Genomic DNA, 16,556 nt, shown 5'->3' on the forward strand with positions numbered 1-16,556 from the left:
CAGTGCGCAACCGGAACAAGCTGGCATGCGCGGGGTTCACCCGACGACATATGAAAAGAGGGAATCACCCATGAAGACCCGCCCGTCCCTGCTCGCCGGCCTCGCCGCGTTGCTGACCACCACCGCCTGCGTCACCGATCCGGAAACGGGGCAGCGCACGATCTCCAAGACCGCGATCGGCGGCATCGGCGGCGCGCTGGGCGGGTATCTGCTGGGCGATCTCGTCGGCGGACGGCGTGACCGGACGGAAAAGATCCTGGGCGCGGGCATCGGCGGCCTCGCCGGCGCCGGCATCGGCGCGTACATGGACAAGCAGGAGCGCGACCTGCGCGCGCGGACCGCGGGCACGGACGTGCAGGTGATCCGGCGCGGCGACGATCTGGTGCTGAATATCCCGTCGGGCATAACCTTCGCCTATGACAGCGCCGACGTGCAGCCGCAGTTCAAGCGGACGCTGGATCAGGTCGCATCGACGCTGGCCGAATATAACCAGACCTATATCGACGTGTACGGCCACACTGATTCTACCGGCAGCGATGCGTACAACCAGACCCTGTCGGAGCGCCGCGCGCTGTCGGTGGCGAATTATCTGGCGGCGCAGGGCGTGCAACAGGCCCGCATCGGCACGCGTGGCTACGGCGAGACGCAGCCGATCGCTCCGAACGATACCGATGCCGGCCGGGCGGAGAATCGCCGTGTAGAGGTGAAGATCGTGCCGATCACGCAAAGCGATTTGCGGCAGTAAGGGCGAAGGGGAGCGGCTCCCCGCTACCCTCGACTCGGAGCGCGCAGCGAGTTTACGCAGCTTACCCCACCGCAAAACCCTCCAGATCACCGCCGCGCGGCGAAGAAGTTCCGCAACAACGCTGCCGCCTCGCCTTCACCGATGCCCGCATAGACGTCCGGCCGGTGATGGCAGGTGGATTGTCCGAACAGGCGCGGGCCGTGTTCCACCGCGCCGCCCTTCTGATCGGGAGCGCCGTAATAAAGCCGCCGTATCCGGGCATGCGCGATTGCGCCCGCGCACATCGCGCACGGCTCCAGCGTGACCCAGAGGTCGCAATCCTCCAGCCGGTCATGGCCGAGCGCGACCGATGCTGCCCGAATAGCCAGCATCTCGGCATGGGCGGTCGGGTCGTTCAGACGTCGAGGTGCATTGGCCTCAATCGCCAGCACGTGGCCGCCCCGCATCACGACGGCACCGACCGGCACCTCACCGGCCAAGGCCGCCGCTCGCGCAGCGGCCAGCGCGGTCCGCATCGGTTCGGGCAGCGGGAACATCGCCTGCGTCATGCGGGCGTGTCACCGCGGCCGCAAGCCTCAGTTCGGGGCCTGTGCGTTCGCCGGACGCTCGACGTTGATCGTTGGCACCGCCACCGTCTTGTTCTCGGTGCCGAGCGACACCTTCGCGACGTCCGCCTCGAATTTGGGAGCCTGCACGACACCACGCTGCGTCTGGTCGATCGAGACGATGTTGAAATACAGGAGACCGGCGACCACCAGTACGGCGATCGCGACCAGGACCAACAGCGCGCGCATTCTCGTCTCTCCCATCCGATTCGATGGCGTAACAACGCGTCGTATCGCCAAGCGTTGCACAGGTCGAAGCTTGACGTATCGGCCATCGCCCGATACGAGCGCGACCTTTCCGGGCCGACCCGAAACCAGGCCAACACCGAGATAAGGTAGTCATCATGTCGCGCATCTGCGAGCTGACCGGCAAGGGCCGGCAGGTGGGTAACAACGTATCCCACGCCAACAACAAGACGAAGCGTACGTTCCTGCCGAACCTGCAGAACGTCACTCTGCTGTCCGACGCGCTGGAACAGGGCGTTCGCCTGCGCGTGTCGACGCACGGCCTGCGCTCGGTCGAGCATAATGGCGGTCTCGACAACTGGCTGGTGAAGACCAGCGACGACAAGTTGTCGCTGCGTTGCCGCCGCCTGAAGCGCGACATCGTCAAGAAGCGCGCGACCACCGCCGTCGCGGCGTAAACGCCCTTCCCGTCCGGGTTCGTGAAAGGCCCCCGCATCGATCGGTGCGCGGGCCTTTCACCGTGTCAGCAGGTCAGGCGGAACTTCAACAGCAAGGTGCGCTGGATCGGCAGGTGATTGTCGTCCGATACCAGCCAGATGACGGTCGATGCGCCCTCCCGCTGCGCCGCCACTCCCTCGAAATTGTCGGTAATGAGCGGCGCGGCGAGGACACCGATCGATCGGCCCAGGATACGCGCGCCCGGCCGGATTGCGGCGCGGTCGACCACGACCAGCCGGTTCCACCACCGGAACGGCAGCGCGAAACCGCGTTCCAGCACCAGCAGCCGGCCGTCCGGCAATTGCGTCATGTCGGACGGATCGTCGTTCCGGCCGACCGGCGCGTAACCGAATCGATAGGCCGGCCGCGTCGCCGTCGGGTCGCCCGGCCAGACCAGACCCATCCTCAACCGCGCGCCCGTTTCGCGCGGAGGTGATTCGGAGATCGCGACGAAGCGTCCGTCGCGTAGACGGGCGAGCGATTCGATACCGCCATTCTCGTTCCAGTCCCGCATCGCAGCGGGAACGACACCGCGATCCCCGCGACCGAATCCGGGCGTGTAGCGCCATATCTGGTTGTACGCCTCGAACCCCACCCAGGCGCGGTCGCTTGCAGGGTCGATCGTCAGCGACTCGGCGTCGCGGTGACGCTTTTCCCAGCCGCTGGCGGGGCCGCCGGGAAGGTCGTCGAATGCGATGTCGCGCGGCGTCCAGTTCGCGCCCATGCGGAACCGCAGCCATTGGCCACCGTCACCGATCAGCGTGAACCGCTCGCCCCGGACGGCGAGGGCGGAGAAGCCGCCGAAGGTGCGGTCGTCACCCTTCAACCGAACGCCACCGAGATAATCGAGACAGCCGACGCGCCGACGATCCGGATCGTCGGGATCGAGCGCCACCCGCTCCGTGGCGATCGTCAGCCGCCCGGACGGCACTGGTCGCCGTTCCAAAGTGGTCCAGCGCGGCACGACCACCAGTGGCAACACAACGATCGTCGTCAGCAGGATGGAGCGTCGCACCCGCCGGGCATAGCGTTCCCTTCACGCACCGCCAGCCTGAACCGGCGATAACGGACACATTCAGGGTTCGCTCAATGCGAATCGGCGAAAAGCCTAACATCGACGACGGGCACCTACCCCGCCGAAAAGCCAGAAACGGGAGTACGAGACATGTTCAGGACGCTTTCTCTCACCGCCGCCGCTCTCGCAATGGGCGCATCGGCCATGATCCCCGTCAGCGCCGCGGAGGCGCAGCGTGGCCGTCACTATCGGAGCTACGACGATCGCGGCTACGGCAACTACGATCGCGGCTATCGCGACAGCCGTCGCGACTATCGGGGACGCCAGCGCTGCAAGGATGGCGCGGGCGGTGCCATCATCGGCGCCATCGCCGGCGGCCTGCTGGGCCGCACCGTCGACACCCGCGGCGACCGTACGGTCGGCACTCTGGGCGGCGCGGTGCTCGGCGGTCTCGCCGGTCGCGAGATCGATCGTTCGGATCGTCCCGGATACTGCCGCCGCTAACATCTGCGGCAGTTGCGTACCCCCCGTGTAGCGTTTGGGGGGTGGGGGTCGGTTCCTCGTTGGGACCGACCCTCTTTGCGGCAGGTTCCGACCCGGGCAGCGGATTGCATTGCGCTCCATGGTCGTTATCCATGAAACGATGTTCCACGGATTGATCCTGTCGCTGCAGGTGGCGGCATCGGTGCCATCACCCGTGCCACCCTCCGACATCGTCGTAACCGCCAGCGGTACGCCGACGAAGAAGGAGGTTCGCCGCCGCGTCGAACAGATCTTGCCGCCTTTGTCTCCGGATCAGCCGCTGGCCCGTTTCACGGTTCCCGTCTGCCCCGGCGTGATGGGGCTGACCCGACCGGCCGCTCAGGCGATCGTCGACCGGATCGGCATCGTCGCGGACGAGATCGGCCTGCGTGTCGGCGAACCCGGATGCGCGCCCAATCTCATCGTGCTGATCGTGCGCGATTCACGCGCGACGGTCCGCAGGTTGGCCGATCACCGCCCGGGCAACGTCGCCGGGCAGTCGCTCGCCGATGTCCGCCGGATAGTAGCGGAGCCCGGTTTCGCCCGCGCCTGGGTAGAGGCCGACATCCGCAGCCGCGACGGCAGAACGCCCAATCGGGGCACCGATGGCGTCGCCGAGGTGACGGTACAGGGTGGGAACTTGACTTCACTGACCTTTCGGCGGGATATCGTGGCCGCCTATGTGGTGATCGACGCTGCCGGCGTCCGCGGCCGCGATCCGATCCAGATCGCCGACTATGCCGCGATGCGAGGACTGGTCGACGGCCGATCCGGACGGGCCGCGACCCGCGATTCGATCCTGTCGGCGTTCATGCCCGATAGCGACGACCATGCCCCGACATCCCTGACCGATCTCGACAGGAATGTCCTGCGCGGCGTATACAGCGGTCAAGGAAATCGTTCCGCATTCGCCGTGCAAGGCGATATCGCCGCGGCGTTCCTGAAAAACGGGGAAATTTCCGGCGGGAAATAGCCGGCGATCGGGTCCGATCCGCAAGAACCGGCCAGCGTGCTCGATGACGATGCCACCATTCCCCGTCAGGCGGGCTTCGCTTTCCCCGATCTGCCGGTCGTTCCAGAAGCGGCGGCGCGACGAGGTCGCGCCGCCCCCGGTTTCAGTACATATGCTGCCCGCCGTTGATGCTCAGCGTCGATCCGGTGACGAAGCCGCCATCTTCAGAACACAGGAAGGCGACGCCGCGCGCGATCTCGTGCGCCTGACCCAGCCGACCGACCGGAATCTTGGCCACGATCTTCTCCAGCACGTCGGCCGGGACCGCAGCGACCATGTCGGTATCGATATAGCCCGGCGCGATCGCGTTGACGGTGACGCCGACGCGCGCACCCTCCTGCGCCAGCGCCTTGGTGAAGCCGTGGATGCCCGACTTGGCGGCGGCATAGTTGACCTGACCGTACTGGCCGGCCTGTCCGTTGATCGATCCGATATTGACGATGCGACCCCATTTGCGATCGCGCATGCCAGGGAACACGGCCTTGGCCATGTTGAAGCAGCCGCCCAGGTTGGTATCAATCACTTCCTTCCACGCCTGATACGTCATCTTCAGGATGGTGCCGTCGCGCGTGATGCCGGCATTGTTGACGACCACGTCGACCGGGCCGAGATCGGCGGCAACCCTGGCGCAACCCTCCTGACAGGCATCGTAATCCGAGACGTCCCATTTGTAGGCGGGGATGCCGGTACGCTCCGTGAATTCGGCCGCGCGCTGTTCATTGCCCGCATAATTCGCGGCGACGATGAAGCCCGCCTCCTTCAACGCAAGGCTGATTGCCTCGCCGATGCCGCGTGTTCCGCCCGTGACGATCGCCACTCTTGCCATTCAACCTCTCCCGTTGTGGTTGTATCGACGCTAGGGCAGCCGCACCCAGCCTTCAAGTTCCCGTGAAAGTATGTTGCGCAACATATCGATGCCTACATCCTCGTCGTTGAGGCATGGCAGATAGGCGAAATGGGTGCCTCCCGCCTGCTCGAACGACTCGCGGCCACGGATCGCCAGCTCCTCCAGCGTCTCCAGACAGTCAGCCGAGAAACCGGGCGCGGCGATCGCGACCTTGCGCGTACCGGCTTGCGCCAGCGCGACCAGCGTCTCGTCCGTCGCCGGCCCCAGCCACCTAGCCGGACCGAAGCGCGACTGGAACGCGATCGTCACCGGGCGACCCATCGCCTCCGCGAGCAGGCGCGCCGTCTTCTGGCAATGACAATGATAGGGATCGCCCAGCGCCAGCGTCCGCTTCGGCATGCCGTGGAAACTGGCGATCAGCGTCTCGGGTTCGAAGTCGAGCCGTGCCAGCGACTGCTCGATCGAGGTCTTCAGCGCGCCAATATAGGCGGCGTTGTCGTGATAGGGCGGCAGGGTGCGGATCGCCGGCTGCCAGCGCATCGTCGCCAGATGCGCGAACGCCTTGTCGTTGGCGGTTGCGGTCGTCGCTGCGCAATATTGCGGGTAGAGCGGCGCGAGCAGGATGCGTTCGCACCCGGCATCCTTCATCGCCTGCAACCGCTCGGCGATGGCCGGGTTGCCATAGCGCATCGCCCAGTCGACCAGCACGCCCGGCCCGAACGCATCCTTCAGTCGCGTCGCCTGCGCGCGGGTGAAGGCGGCGAGCGGCGAGCCGTCCTCGCGCCAGACCTGCTGATAGGCGTGCGCGGATTTCTTCGGCCGCGTATTCAGGATGATGCCGCGCAGGATCGGCTGCCACGCGATCGCCGGAATCTCCACGACGCGGCGATCCGACAGGAATTCGCCGAGGTAGCGCTTCACCGACTTGGCGTCCGCCCCGTCAGGCGTGCCGAGATTCATCAGCAGCACGCCGATGCGCGGCTTCGCGATGGGCGGATGATCGGCGGGCGCGTGGACGGGAGGGTTCATGCTCAGGCTCTTAGCGGCAAGCGGCGGATGCGATAGCCCGTCGCGGCATGCAGCGCGTTGGCGATCGCCGGCGCGACGGGTGGAATGGCGAGTTCGGACACGCCGCAGGGCGCTTCGCCGGAGCGGATCAACTCCACCGTGATGTCCGGCGTATCGGCCAGTCGCGGCAGCCACAGCCGATCGAAGCCGCGCGCGGTCGCGAGATTGCGGTCGAATCCCGTCGCGCCGCCCAATGCCTGTGCGAGGCCGACGATCAGCCCGCCCTCGACCTGCTGACGAACGATGTCGGGATTGACCATCCGCCCGCAATCGACCGCCGCGACCAGCCGGTCGACCACCGTGCGGCCGTCGTCCCCCATATGTGCCTCCGCCATGACGGCGACATAGCTGCCGCGAAACGCATGCGCGGCGATCCCCTGCCCGCTGCCCTGTACGCCGCCTTCCCACCCGCCGAGGGAGGCGGCAGTCGACAGGCAGCGCGCCAGACGCGGCTCGCCGCCCAGCATCCCGATGCGAAAGGATACCGGTTCGGACCGGCCCGCATGCGCGAGTTCGTCAAGGAAGCATTCGGTGAAGAAGCAGGTCAGCCCATGCGCGCCGCCGCGGAAGTGGCCGGTCGGGATGCCGATGTCGGCGGGGTGGTGATCGATCGCGATCGCGGGCAGCCGATAGGGCGGCACCGCACCGCCGACCGCATAGGCATCCGCGCCGTTCGCGCCCTGCGCCAGCCGCGTGCCGACGCCGGGAACCAAGTGCCGAACCAGGTCGATCCCGGTCGCGGGCGCGGCGATCTTCGCCTGCCAGCCCATGATCGCCCCGCCCGTGCCGAGCCGCGCCGCCATCTGCGCAACGGCGGGCGGGCGATACCGGTCTTGCAGCATCGCCTCCGCGCGCGACCAGGTCAGGCTGACCGGCCGGCCGATCTTCACCGCGAGAATGGCGGCCTGTTCGGCGCATTGCGTGTCGAGGCACTGCCCCACCGATCCGCCGATCTGCATCGGATGGATCAGCACCGCCTCCTCCGCCAGTCCCGCCGCGCGGGCCGCGGCGGCACGGACGATGCCGGGAGCCTGTGTCGCCAGCCAGAGTTCCAGCCGACCGTCGTCGAACCGCGCGGTCGCGGCCGGCGTCTCGATCGCAGCGTGCACGCCTGCGCTCGCACGATAGGTGGCGGTGAACAGCACCGCGCCCCTGAAGACATCGGACAGATCGCCGGTCGTGGCGATCCTGTGGCCGTCCTCCTCGAATGCCGCATCAAGCGCCTTGGTGATCGACGCATCGTCGATACGGGGACCGCGCGTCTCGAACCGGGGGGCGAGCGCCTCCAGCCCCTTGCTGGCGGCCCACCACGTCGTCGCGACCGTGGCGACCCAACGCTGCGTCTCCACCACCGACAGCACACCACGCACCCGGTCGGCGGCAGCGCGGTCGACCCGTACCAATCGGCTATCGCCCAGCGGTCCCTGACGGATGGCGGCGTGGACCATGTCGGGGAGGCGGATGTCGCCTGTGAAGTTGACCGAGCCGTCGACCTTGGCCGGGGCGTCGAGACGGGGCAGGTCCTGCCCCATCAGCTTGCCCGCGCCCTGCACTCCGATCGGCAACGGATCGGGCGGGGTCAGCTTCGCGGCGGCGGCGGCGAGTTCGGCGAAGCGCAGGCGTTGCCGGCCGAGCACGACGAAGCCGGCGGCGGTGCTGCACGCGCGCCAGTCCGCGTCCCAGCGCCGGGCGGCGGCCATGCACAGCAGCGCGCGGGCGGTTGCCGCGGCGTCGCGCGCGGGGTCCTCGAACCGCCGGATCGAGCTGGACGCGGCGGTGAGCATCGGCGCGGGGTTCGCGGCGGTGACGCCGGTCGGCATGCCCTCCAGCAGGTCGTCCAGCCCCAGCGCGTTGGCGTAGAGCGGGCTGAGCGGCGCGGCCTCCACCGCCACGGTGCGCCAGTCCGCGCCGAGTTCGTCGGCGACGATCTGCGGCAATGTGGTCCAGATGCCCTGCCCGTGTTCGGCCTGCGGCACGGCGACGGTGACATGGCCGTCCTCGCCGATCTTCAGATACGCGCCGAACGGCGTTTCGCCGGGATTGGCGACCAGCGTCGTCGGATAGTCGCGCGGCCACAGATTCCACGCGACGATCAGGCCGGTGCCGATGCCGCCGGCGATCAGAACCTGTCGGCGGTCTATCGGCATGAGGTCGCGGGCGAGGTCATCGGGTGGGGTTAGCGGGTTTTCGGGCGGGGCTTAAGTGTTTGCTGCTCCGACTTCACTCCTCCCCTGCAAGGGGAGGTGGCAGGGCGCAGCCCTGACGGAGGGGTGTGCCGCTATCGAGAGGGGTGTCACCCCTCCGTCGCTTCGCGCCACCTCCCCTTGCAGGGGAGGAGTGTCACCCCGCCTCCGCCGCGGCGAGGGCGCGGTAGTGGGTTTTGAGGGTGACCTTGTCGATCTTCTCCGTGCCCAGCCGGGGCAAGGGACCAGCGGCGTACCAGATGCGGGCGGGAACCTTGAACGCCGCGAGGTGCTCGGCGAGGAAGGTGTTCAGGTCGTCCGGCTCCAGCCCCTCGTCGGCATGGACCACCGCCGCCGGGACTTCACCGAGACGCGCGTCGGGCAGGCCGAACACCGCCGCCTCGTGGACCGCGGGATGGGCGTAGAGCGCCGCCTCGACCTCCTGACAGCTAATGTTCTCGCCGCCGCGGATGATGATGTCCTTCTTGCGGTCGACGATGAACAGGTAACCGTCCTCGTCGAGATAGCCGATGTCGCCCGACCGGAAGAACCCGTCCTGCGTAAAGGCCGCCGCGGTCGCCGCCGGGTCGCGCCAGTATTCGCGGAAATTGGCGATCGAGCGGATGCCGATCTCGCCGCGCTCGCCCTGCGCCAGATGGTGGCCGGCATCGTCGAGAATCGCGAGTTCGACCAAAGGCGGCGAGGCGCGGCCGGCGGAGGCGGGCTTGGCGACATAGTTCGACCGCCAGTTGCCGCTGCCGACGGCGTTCGTTTCGGTCAGGCCGAAACCGATCAACGGCGCGGGGCCACCCAGTTCCTCGTCCATGCGGCGGACATGCTCTTCCGGACGCGGTGCACCGCCGGCGGCGAAGTCGGACACGGTCGACAGGTCGTAATCCGCACGATCCGGGTGATTGAGGATCTCGTAGCTCATCAACGGAACGCCGACGAAGTAGCTGACCTTCTCCCGCTGGATCAGCCGCATCGCCTCGGTCGCGTCCCAGCGCGGCATGATGACCAGCCGGCGGCCGATCGCGAAGCTCTGGAGGAAACAGGGCACTTCGCCGGTGACGTGGAACAGCGGCAGCGTCAGCAGCGTGACGTGCTGCGCGGGCGGTGCCTTGCCGTCCTGCGTCGACAGGCCGAGCATGACGACGGCGGAAGCGAGGAAGTTGAAGGTCCCCTGTACCACCGCGCGGTGATCGGACAATGCGCCCTTCGACCGGCCGGTCGAGCCGGAGGTGAACAGGATCGTCGCCGAGTCGTCCGGCGACAGGTCGGGCAACTCGCCCTCCGCACCCCCGAGCAGCGGCGCGATCGCCTGCGGCAGCGGCAGCGTGTCGTCGAGCACGACGACGGGCGTGGTCAGGCCCCGAATGGCGGCAAGGCGCTTGGCGCGCGGCGGATCGGCGACGATCAGTGAGCAGTCGACATCGCGGATCGCGACCGCCAGCTCGTCCGCCTGCCACCAGCCGTTGAGCAGGGTCGCGACGCCGCCCGCCATGACGATGCCCATGTAGCTGACGATCCACGACGGCGAATTGCGCGCGGCGATCCCGACGCGATCGCCCTTCGCGATGCCACGCCCGGCCAGCGCCTTCGCCACCGATAAAGCCGTCGCGAACGTCTCGCCGAAGGTCAGCCGTTCCTCGCCCGCGACGATGAAGCACGCCTGGCGGTGCTGTTCGCAGAAATGCGCGAAGTAGGCGGCGAGCGTGGGCGGCGCGGCGGCGATCACCGGCAATTCGGTGCCCCATCGCTCGATCGTGGTCAGCGGCATCATGCCGCCTTCGCCCGTGATCGCCGCGAGCATGCCGTCCATCCGGCCATCCAGCTCCGTCCGCATCGCTCTCTCCGCTTGGTCTTGTCGTTTCCGACCTTTATGCAGGCCCGATCCAAGAGGGGGAAGCCTTGATCCTGCCCATTCTCGCCGCGGCCGTCGGCGATCATATCCGTTTCGAATCATTGGGGCTTCACCCCGATGTGTTCTCGATCGGGTTCTTCACGCTGCGCTGGTACAGCCTGGCCTATATCGCCGGCATCCTGATCGGGTGGTGGTACCTGCTGAAGCTGCTCGCGCAGCCCGGCGCACCGATGGCGCGGCGACATGCCGACGATCTGGTCTTCTATGCGACGCTGGGCATCATCCTGGGCGGGCGGATCGGTTACGTGATCTTCTACGCGCCGGAAATGTTCCTGCACCCGCTGCGCATCGTGCGACTGTGGGATGGCGGCATGTCGTTCCACGGCGGCGTGCTGGGTACGTCGCTGGGGATCATCCTGTTCGCGCGCAAGCACAAACTCGACTGGCTGCGCATCCACGACTACGTCGCGTGCGTGGTGCCGTTCGGGTTGTTCTTCGGGCGGTTGGCGAATTTCGTGAACGGCGAATTGTGGGGCAAGCCCGCCGACGTGCCCTGGGCGATCGTCTTCCCGAACACCGTCCCCTATCCGATGCTCGACCCGGCCCGGCACCCGAGCCAGTTGTACGAAGCGGCGCTGGAGGGCGTGCTGCTGTTCGCGCTGCTGGCCTATGCCTTCTGGCGGACCAGGGCGCGCTATTATCCGGGACGGCTCGTCGGGCTGTTCCTGGTCGGATACGGCATCGCGCGGTTCACGGTGGAGTTCTTCCGCGAACCCGACCGGCAACTGGTCGCCTTCGCGGAGGCGACCGGGCTGCATATGGGCCAGTGGCTGTGCGTGCCGATGATCGCGGGCGGCTTGTATCTGGTGACGACCTCCACCAGACGGCGGACGCGGGTGGAGCCGATCGCCGGCGTCGACAGCGTGGCCTGAACCGTGACGGACGAGGCACTTCCCGAACGGCTGGCGCGCGCGATCGCGCTGGCGGGACCGATCCCGGTGTCGCAGTACATGGTCGCCGCCAACGCGCAGTATTACGCGACCCGCGATCCGTTCGGCGCGGCGGGCGATTTCGTCACCGCGCCCGAGATCAGCCAGATGTTCGGCGAGCTCGTCGGGCTGTGGGGCGCCGACCTTTGGGACCGCGCGAAACGCCCGGATGTCGCGTGGGTCGAACTGGGGCCGGGACGCGGGACGTTGGCGGTGGACGCGACGCGGGCGATGGCGCGGGCCGGCCTGACGCCGGACGTGCATCTGGTCGAGACCAGCCCGTTGCTGCGCGCGGCACAGACGGAGCGGCTTCCGGACGCGACGTGGCACGATGCGGTCGAGACGCTGCCGACCGACCGGCCGCTGATCGTCATCGCCAACGAGTTCTTCGATGCGCTGCCGATCCGGCAACTGGTCAAGGGACCGGAGGCATGGCGCGAGCGGCTGGTGGCGTGTCAGGACATCCTGTTCCTGCCGATCGCGGGGAAGCCGGTACCCGACGCCGTCATCCCCGAACCACTGCGCGCATCGCCCCCGGGTTCGGTGCTGGAAGTGTCGCCCGCCGGGGTCGCGGTCATCCGGACGCTGGCGGCGCGGATCGCGATGCAGGGCGGTGCGCTGCTGATCGTGGATTACGGCCATGAAGGGCCGGTGCTGGGCGAGACGTTGCAGGCGGTGAAGCGGCACGGCTTCGCCAACCCGTACGAGAACCCCGGCGACCACGACCTGACCGCGCATGTCGACTTCACCACGCTGGCCGCCGCCGCGCAGGCGTCGGGTGCGGTCGCGTGGGGGCCGGTCGAGCAGGGGGAGTGGCTGGTGACGCTGGGTATCGACTCGCGCGCCGCCGCCCTCGCCCGCGCCACGCCCGATCAGGCGGAACGGATCGCGGCGGACCGGATGCGGCTGGTCGGCGAGATGGGCCGGCTGTTCAAGGTGCTGGCGGTGACGGCCCCGACATGGCCGGTGCCGGCGGCCTTCGACAGAGGATGACATGATCCAATATCGCGATGCCGTGACCGGCGATGCGGCGGCGCTGTCGGCGCTGAGCCGGCAGAGCTTCACCGACACGTTCGGGCATCTGTACCGGCCGGAGGATCTGGCGGCGTTCCTCGAACGGCTGTCGGAGGAAGCGTGGGCCGCGGAGCTGGGCGATCCCGGTTTCCGCATCCGCATCGCCGAGGACGACGGCGTCGCCGCCGGTTTCGCCAAGCTGGGGCCGCCGGCTTTGCCCGTCGAACGCCGCGGGCCGTCGGCGGAGTTGCGGCAGCTATATGTGCTGGGGGCGTGGCATGGCACCGGCGTCGCCGCGACGCTGATGGACTGGGCGATCGAGACGTCGCGGGCGGAGGGTGCGCGTGACCTGTACCTGTCGGTGTTCATCGAGAACCACCGGGCGCGACGCTTCTACGAGAAGCGCGGGTTCGAGCGGGTCGGGACGTATGTTTTCATGGTCGGCGAGCAGGCGGACGAGGACGATCTGATGCGGCTGGCCCTGTGAGCGACCGCATGACGGGTGTGGACGTGATCCGGGCGCGGTCGCTGGAGGGCGTGGCGCACGGGTTCCTCGGGCGGCGCGGCGGCGTGTCCGCGGGTATCCACGGCGGGCTGAACGTCGGGCTGGGGTCGGAGGACGATCCGGCGGCGGTGGCGGAGAATCGCGCGCGCGCCGTCGCGGCGGTGCTGCCGGGCGCGGCGCTGACCACCTGTTACCAGATCCATTCCGCCGATGCGGTCACCGTCACAGCGCCATTGGGCGACATCCGGCCGCATGCCGATGCGCTGGTGACCGACCGGCCGGGGCTGCTGCTCGGCATCCTGACCGCCGACTGCGCACCGGTGCTGCTGGCCGATCCGCACGCGGGCGTGATCGGTGCGGCGCATGCGGGATGGAAGGGCGCGATCGGCGGCGTCACCGATGCGACGATCGCCGCGATGCGCGCGCTGGGTGCGCAGCCGGAGCGGATCGTCGCGGCGATCGGACCGTGCATCGCGCGGCGCAGCTACGAGGTCGATACCGCGTTCCTGACGCGCTTCGCCGCGGCCGATCCGGCGAACGAGCGATTCTTTTCAGAAGGACGGCCGGGGCATCACCGCTTCGATCTGGAGGCCTATGTCGCGCACCGGCTGGCGCAGGCCGGCGTGACGCGGATCGAGGCGCTGGGGCTGGACACCTATGCCGACGAAGCGCGCTTCTTCTCGTACCGGCGGGCCACGCATCGCGGCGAACCCTCTTACGGGCGGCAGATCGCCCTTATCGGTTTGTAATTCGGGTTGAACTGGTTTCCCACGATACGGGTTGGCTGATAGCATCCTTCGCAAAGGAGACGGATCATGCCGAACACCCCTACCCCCACGGAAGCCGACCTGACCGGCGTCGCCGCGCGTGTCAGCCCGAAGGCGGAGGTCGAGGCGATCGGCGGCCGCAAGCTGAAGCCGTCGACGCTGATGATGGGTCACGGATACGACCCCGCGCTGTCGGAAGGATCGCTGAAGCCGCCGATCTTCCTGACCTCCACCTTCGTTTTCCCCAACGCCGCCGCCGGCAAACGTCATTTCGAGGGCGTGACGGGCAAGCGTCCCGGCGGCGCCGAGGGGCTGGTCTATTCGCGCTTCAACGGCCCCAATCAGGAGATTCTGGAGGATCGGCTGGGCGTCTGGGAGGAGGCGGAGGATGCGCTCGCCTTCTCCAGCGGCATGTCCGCGATCGCGACGCTGTTCCTCGCGATGACCAAGCCGGGCGACACGATCGTCCATTCCGGGCCGCTCTACGCCGCGACGGAGACGCTGATCGGGCGCATCCTCGGCAAGTTCGGGGTCAAGTGGCTGGACTTCCCGGCAGGCGCGACCCGCGAGGAGATCGACCGCGTGCTGGAGGAGGCCGCGACCGGCAATGTCGCACTGATCTATCTCGAAAGCCCGGCGAACCCGACCAACGCGCTGGTCGACGTGCAGGCGGTGGCCGCCAGCCGCGACGCGATCTTCGCCGACAGGGCGGAGAAGCCGCCGATCGCGATCGACAATACGTTCCTGGGGCCGTTGTGGCACCAGCCGCTGAAGCACGGCGCGGACATCGTCGTCTATTCGCTGACCAAATACGCCGGCGGGCACAGCGATCTGGTCGCGGGCGGCGTGCTGGGCAAGAAGGAGCAGATCGACACGATCCGTTCGATGCGCAACACGATCGGCACGATCTGCGACCCGAACACCGCGTGGATGCTGCTGCGGTCGCTGGAGACGCTGGAATTGCGGATGAGCCGCGCGGGCGAGAACGCGGCCAAGGTCTGCGCCTTCCTGCGCCAGCATCCGAAGGTCGACAGCATGAGCTATCTCGGCTTCATCGAGGATGCGCGGCAAAAGGACATCTTCGACCGGCATTGTTCGGGCGCGGGTTCGACCTTCTCGCTGCTCGTCAAGGGTGGCGAGGCGGAGGCGTTCCGCTTCCTCGACGCGCTCCGGATCGCGAAGTTGGCGGTGTCGCTGGGCGGGACCGAGACGCTGGCGAGCCACCCGGCGGCGATGACGCACCTGTCGGTGCCGGATGCGCGCAAGCAGGCGCTGGGGATCACCGACAACCTGGTCCGGATCTCGATCGGCGTCGAGGATGCGGACGACCTGATCGCCGATTTCGATCAGGCGCTGGCGGCGATCTGAGCCTTTTCCTCACTCCCCTCCTCATGGGGAGGGGAGTGAGGAACGGGGGGAGTTCGGTTGAACCGGCGTCAGCCGCCCTCGGCGCGCTCGATATCCGCGCCGACCGCCGACAGCTTCTCCTCCAGCCGCTCATACCCGCGATCGAGGTGATAGATGCGGCTGACCTGCGTCTCGCCCTCCGCCGCCAGCCCGGCGAGGATCAGGCTCATCGACGCGCGAAGGTCGGTCGCCATCACCGGCGCGCCCGTCAGCCTGCCGACGCCGCGGACGACGGCGGTGCGGCCCTGCACGAGGATATCGGCCCCCATCCGCGCCAGTTCCGGCACGTGCATGTAGCGGTTCTCGAAGATCGTCTCGGTCAGCACGCTCGCGCCGTCCGCCAGCGTCAGCATCGCCATGAACTGCGCCTGCATGTCCGTCGCGAAGCCGGGGAAAGGCGCGGTCGTCAGCGTCAGGGGGCGCAGCGGATCGGGCGCGGAGACGCAGACGGAGCCGGGCTTGAGCTGGATCAGCACGCCCGCATCCGCCAGCGCCGACAAGGTCGCGCCCATGTCGCCCGCATCGACGCCGGTCAGCTCCAGCGATCCGCCGGTGATCGCGGCGGCGCAGGCATAGCTGCCCGCCTCGATCCGGTCGGGCATCACGCGGTACGTCGCGCCGTGCAGCCGGTCGCGGCCCTCGATCGTCAGCGTCTCCGTACCGATGCCGTCAATAGACGCGCCCATCGCGACGAGGCAGCGGCACAGGTCGACGATCTCGGGCTCGCGCGCGGCATTCTCGATCACGCTGGTCCCGCTGGCGAGCGACGCCGCCATCACGACGTTCTCGGTCGCGCCCACCGACACGACGGGGAAGCGATAGCGTCCCCCCTTCAGCCGGCCGCCGGGCGCGGTCGCCTTGACGTAGCCCGCCGTCATCTCCAGCTCCGCGCCGATCGCCTCCAGCGCCTTCAGGTGGAGGTCGATCGGACGGTTGCCGATCGCGCAGCCGCCGGGCAGCGACACCCGCGCCTCGCCGCCGCGCCCGAGCAGCGGGCCGAGCACGAGGATCGACGCGCGCATCTTGCGGACGATGTCGTACGGGGCCTCCGTCGAGGTCAGCGACTTCGCGTGGATCGTCATCGTCCGCCCGAATTCGTCGGGGCGCGTGCCCTCGACCGCGGTCGACGCGCCTAGCTGGTTGAGCAGATGGCCGAACCCGTCGACGTCGGCGAGGCGCGGCAGGTTCGACAGCACCAGCGGCTCGTCGGTCAGCAGCGCGCACGGCATCAGCGTGAGCGCGGCGTTCTTCGCGCCGGAAATCGGCAGGCGGCCGGACAGGCGATTACCGCCGCGGATCAGGATACGGTCCATCCGATATGCTCTATCG

The 16,556-nt window shown here is 68.3% G+C and carries 17 protein-coding genes; 9 read left to right on the forward strand and 8 right to left on the reverse strand.

Features of this window, described 5'->3' with window-relative positions:
• The first annotated feature begins 70 nt into the window (after positions 1-70).
• Positions 71-745, forward strand: coding sequence for an OmpA family protein (locus ASG07_RS11695; RefSeq protein WP_055846468.1), 675 nt, complete (start codon positions 71-73; stop codon positions 743-745).
• Between the two features lie 86 nt (positions 746-831).
• On the opposite strand, the gene ASG07_RS11700 is transcribed toward ASG07_RS11695, so the two are convergent.
• Both ASG07_RS11700 and ASG07_RS11705 read right to left on the reverse strand, forming a co-directional pair.
• Positions 832-1,260, reverse strand: a complete 429-nt coding sequence (locus ASG07_RS11700; protein ID WP_082474785.1) for a nucleoside deaminase — start codon at positions 1,258-1,260, stop codon at positions 832-834.
• Between the two features lie 60 nt (positions 1,261-1,320).
• A complete protein-coding gene (locus ASG07_RS11705) occupies positions 1,321-1,539 on the reverse strand; it encodes a hypothetical protein (protein ID WP_055846471.1) in 219 nt (72 codons plus the stop codon).
• A 155-nt stretch (positions 1,540-1,694) separates the two neighbouring features.
• On the opposite strand from ASG07_RS11705, the gene rpmB reads away from it, so the two are divergent.
• The gene (gene rpmB / locus ASG07_RS11710) at positions 1,695-1,994 is read left to right on the forward strand and encodes a 50S ribosomal protein L28 (protein WP_055846474.1); all 300 of its coding nucleotides are present in this window, start codon (positions 1,695-1,697) and stop codon (positions 1,992-1,994) included.
• A gap of 65 nt (positions 1,995-2,059) precedes the next feature.
• On the opposite strand, the gene ASG07_RS11715 is transcribed toward rpmB, so the two are convergent.
• On the reverse strand, positions 2,060-3,049 hold the full coding sequence (locus ASG07_RS11715) for an esterase-like activity of phytase family protein (protein ID WP_236694656.1): 990 nt from the start codon (positions 3,047-3,049) through the stop codon (positions 2,060-2,062).
• A 150-nt stretch (positions 3,050-3,199) separates the two neighbouring features.
• Here ASG07_RS11715 and ASG07_RS11720 point away from each other — a divergent pair, with 150 nt between their 5' ends.
• A complete protein-coding gene (locus ASG07_RS11720) occupies positions 3,200-3,553 on the forward strand; it encodes a glycine zipper 2TM domain-containing protein (RefSeq protein ID WP_055846478.1) in 354 nt (117 codons plus the stop codon).
• 139 nt (positions 3,554-3,692) lie between these two features.
• Positions 3,693-4,544, forward strand: a complete 852-nt coding sequence (locus ASG07_RS11725; RefSeq protein ID WP_156361844.1) for a hypothetical protein — start codon at positions 3,693-3,695, stop codon at positions 4,542-4,544.
• Between the two features lie 142 nt (positions 4,545-4,686).
• Here ASG07_RS11725 and phbB read toward each other — a convergent pair whose 3' ends face one another.
• From phbB to ASG07_RS11745, 4 genes are all read right to left on the reverse strand, one after another.
• Complete coding sequence (gene phbB / locus ASG07_RS11730; RefSeq protein ID WP_055846486.1) at positions 4,687-5,409, reverse strand: acetoacetyl-CoA reductase; 723 nt, start codon at positions 5,407-5,409, stop codon at positions 4,687-4,689.
• Positions 5,410-5,439: 30 nt separating this feature from the next.
• Positions 5,440-6,459 (reverse strand): ferrochelatase, encoded by a 1,020-nt coding sequence (gene hemH / locus ASG07_RS11735; protein ID WP_055846489.1) that lies wholly within the window; start codon positions 6,457-6,459, stop codon positions 5,440-5,442.
• 2 nt (positions 6,460-6,461) lie between these two features.
• Entirely contained in the window at positions 6,462-8,645 is a 2,184-nt protein-coding gene (locus ASG07_RS11740; RefSeq protein ID WP_055846494.1) for a xanthine dehydrogenase family protein molybdopterin-binding subunit, read from the reverse strand.
• A 193-nt stretch (positions 8,646-8,838) separates the two neighbouring features.
• A complete protein-coding gene (locus ASG07_RS11745; RefSeq protein WP_201781015.1) occupies positions 8,839-10,527 on the reverse strand; it encodes a class I adenylate-forming enzyme family protein in 1,689 nt (562 codons plus the stop codon).
• Between the two features lie 65 nt (positions 10,528-10,592).
• Here ASG07_RS11745 and lgt point away from each other — a divergent pair, with 65 nt between their 5' ends.
• From lgt to ASG07_RS11770, 5 genes are all read left to right on the forward strand, one after another.
• On the forward strand, positions 10,593-11,477 hold the full coding sequence (lgt, locus tag ASG07_RS11750; RefSeq protein ID WP_055846497.1) for a prolipoprotein diacylglyceryl transferase: 885 nt from the start codon (positions 10,593-10,595) through the stop codon (positions 11,475-11,477).
• Between the two features lie 3 nt (positions 11,478-11,480).
• A complete protein-coding gene (locus tag ASG07_RS11755) occupies positions 11,481-12,527 on the forward strand; it encodes a class I SAM-dependent methyltransferase (protein WP_055846500.1) in 1,047 nt (348 codons plus the stop codon).
• A gap of 1 nt (position 12,528) precedes the next feature.
• The gene (locus tag ASG07_RS11760; protein ID WP_055846504.1) at positions 12,529-13,035 is read left to right on the forward strand and encodes a GNAT family N-acetyltransferase; all 507 of its coding nucleotides are present in this window, start codon (positions 12,529-12,531) and stop codon (positions 13,033-13,035) included.
• Positions 13,036-13,043: 8 nt separating this feature from the next.
• The gene (gene pgeF / locus ASG07_RS11765; protein ID WP_055847052.1) at positions 13,044-13,802 is read left to right on the forward strand and encodes a peptidoglycan editing factor PgeF; all 759 of its coding nucleotides are present in this window, start codon (positions 13,044-13,046) and stop codon (positions 13,800-13,802) included.
• Between the two features lie 66 nt (positions 13,803-13,868).
• Positions 13,869-15,188 carry a cystathionine gamma-synthase family protein gene (locus ASG07_RS11770; RefSeq protein WP_055846509.1) on the forward strand — a complete coding sequence of 440 codons (1,320 nt, stop codon included), beginning with the start codon at positions 13,869-13,871 and terminating at the stop codon, positions 15,186-15,188.
• A gap of 68 nt (positions 15,189-15,256) precedes the next feature.
• On the opposite strand, the gene murA is transcribed toward ASG07_RS11770, so the two are convergent.
• The gene (murA, locus tag ASG07_RS11775; RefSeq protein ID WP_055846512.1) at positions 15,257-16,540 is read right to left on the reverse strand and encodes a UDP-N-acetylglucosamine 1-carboxyvinyltransferase; all 1,284 of its coding nucleotides are present in this window, start codon (positions 16,538-16,540) and stop codon (positions 15,257-15,259) included.
• Between the last annotated feature and the right edge of the window lie 16 nt (positions 16,541-16,556).

The sequence above is a fragment of the Sphingomonas sp. Leaf343 genome (genome assembly GCF_001423765.1).
GTDB lineage: Bacteria > Pseudomonadota > Alphaproteobacteria > Sphingomonadales > Sphingomonadaceae > Sphingomonas.

Excerpts from the sequence above, each read along its gene's own strand:
- ASG07_RS11705 (WP_055846471.1), bottom strand. The coding sequence starts at position 1,539 with ATGCGCGCGCTGTTGGTCCTGGTCGCGATCGCCGTACTGGTGGTCGCC.
- ASG07_RS11745 (WP_201781015.1), bottom strand. The coding sequence starts at position 10,527 with ATGCGGACGGAGCTGGATGGCCGGATGGACGGCATGCTCGCGGCGATC.
- ASG07_RS11770 (WP_055846509.1), top strand. The coding sequence starts at position 13,869 with ATGCCGAACACCCCTACCCCCACGGAAGCCGACCTGACCGGCGTCGCC.
- hemH (WP_055846489.1), bottom strand. The coding sequence starts at position 6,459 with ATGAACCCTCCCGTCCACGCGCCCGCCGATCATCCGCCCATCGCGAAG.
- rpmB (WP_055846474.1), top strand. The coding sequence starts at position 1,695 with ATGTCGCGCATCTGCGAGCTGACCGGCAAGGGCCGGCAGGTGGGTAAC.
- ASG07_RS11695 (WP_055846468.1), top strand. The coding sequence starts at position 71 with ATGAAGACCCGCCCGTCCCTGCTCGCCGGCCTCGCCGCGTTGCTGACC.
- phbB (WP_055846486.1), bottom strand. The coding sequence starts at position 5,409 with ATGGCAAGAGTGGCGATCGTCACGGGCGGAACACGCGGCATCGGCGAG.
- ASG07_RS11760 (WP_055846504.1), top strand. The coding sequence starts at position 12,529 with ATGATCCAATATCGCGATGCCGTGACCGGCGATGCGGCGGCGCTGTCG.
- ASG07_RS11725 (WP_156361844.1), top strand. The coding sequence starts at position 3,693 with ATGTTCCACGGATTGATCCTGTCGCTGCAGGTGGCGGCATCGGTGCCA.
- ASG07_RS11740 (WP_055846494.1), bottom strand. The coding sequence starts at position 8,645 with ATGCCGATAGACCGCCGACAGGTTCTGATCGCCGGCGGCATCGGCACC.
- murA (WP_055846512.1), bottom strand. The coding sequence starts at position 16,540 with ATGGACCGTATCCTGATCCGCGGCGGTAATCGCCTGTCCGGCCGCCTG.
- pgeF (WP_055847052.1), top strand. The coding sequence starts at position 13,044 with ATGACGGGTGTGGACGTGATCCGGGCGCGGTCGCTGGAGGGCGTGGCG.
- ASG07_RS11720 (WP_055846478.1), top strand. The coding sequence starts at position 3,200 with ATGTTCAGGACGCTTTCTCTCACCGCCGCCGCTCTCGCAATGGGCGCA.
- ASG07_RS11700 (WP_082474785.1), bottom strand. The coding sequence starts at position 1,260 with ATGCGGACCGCGCTGGCCGCTGCGCGAGCGGCGGCCTTGGCCGGTGAG.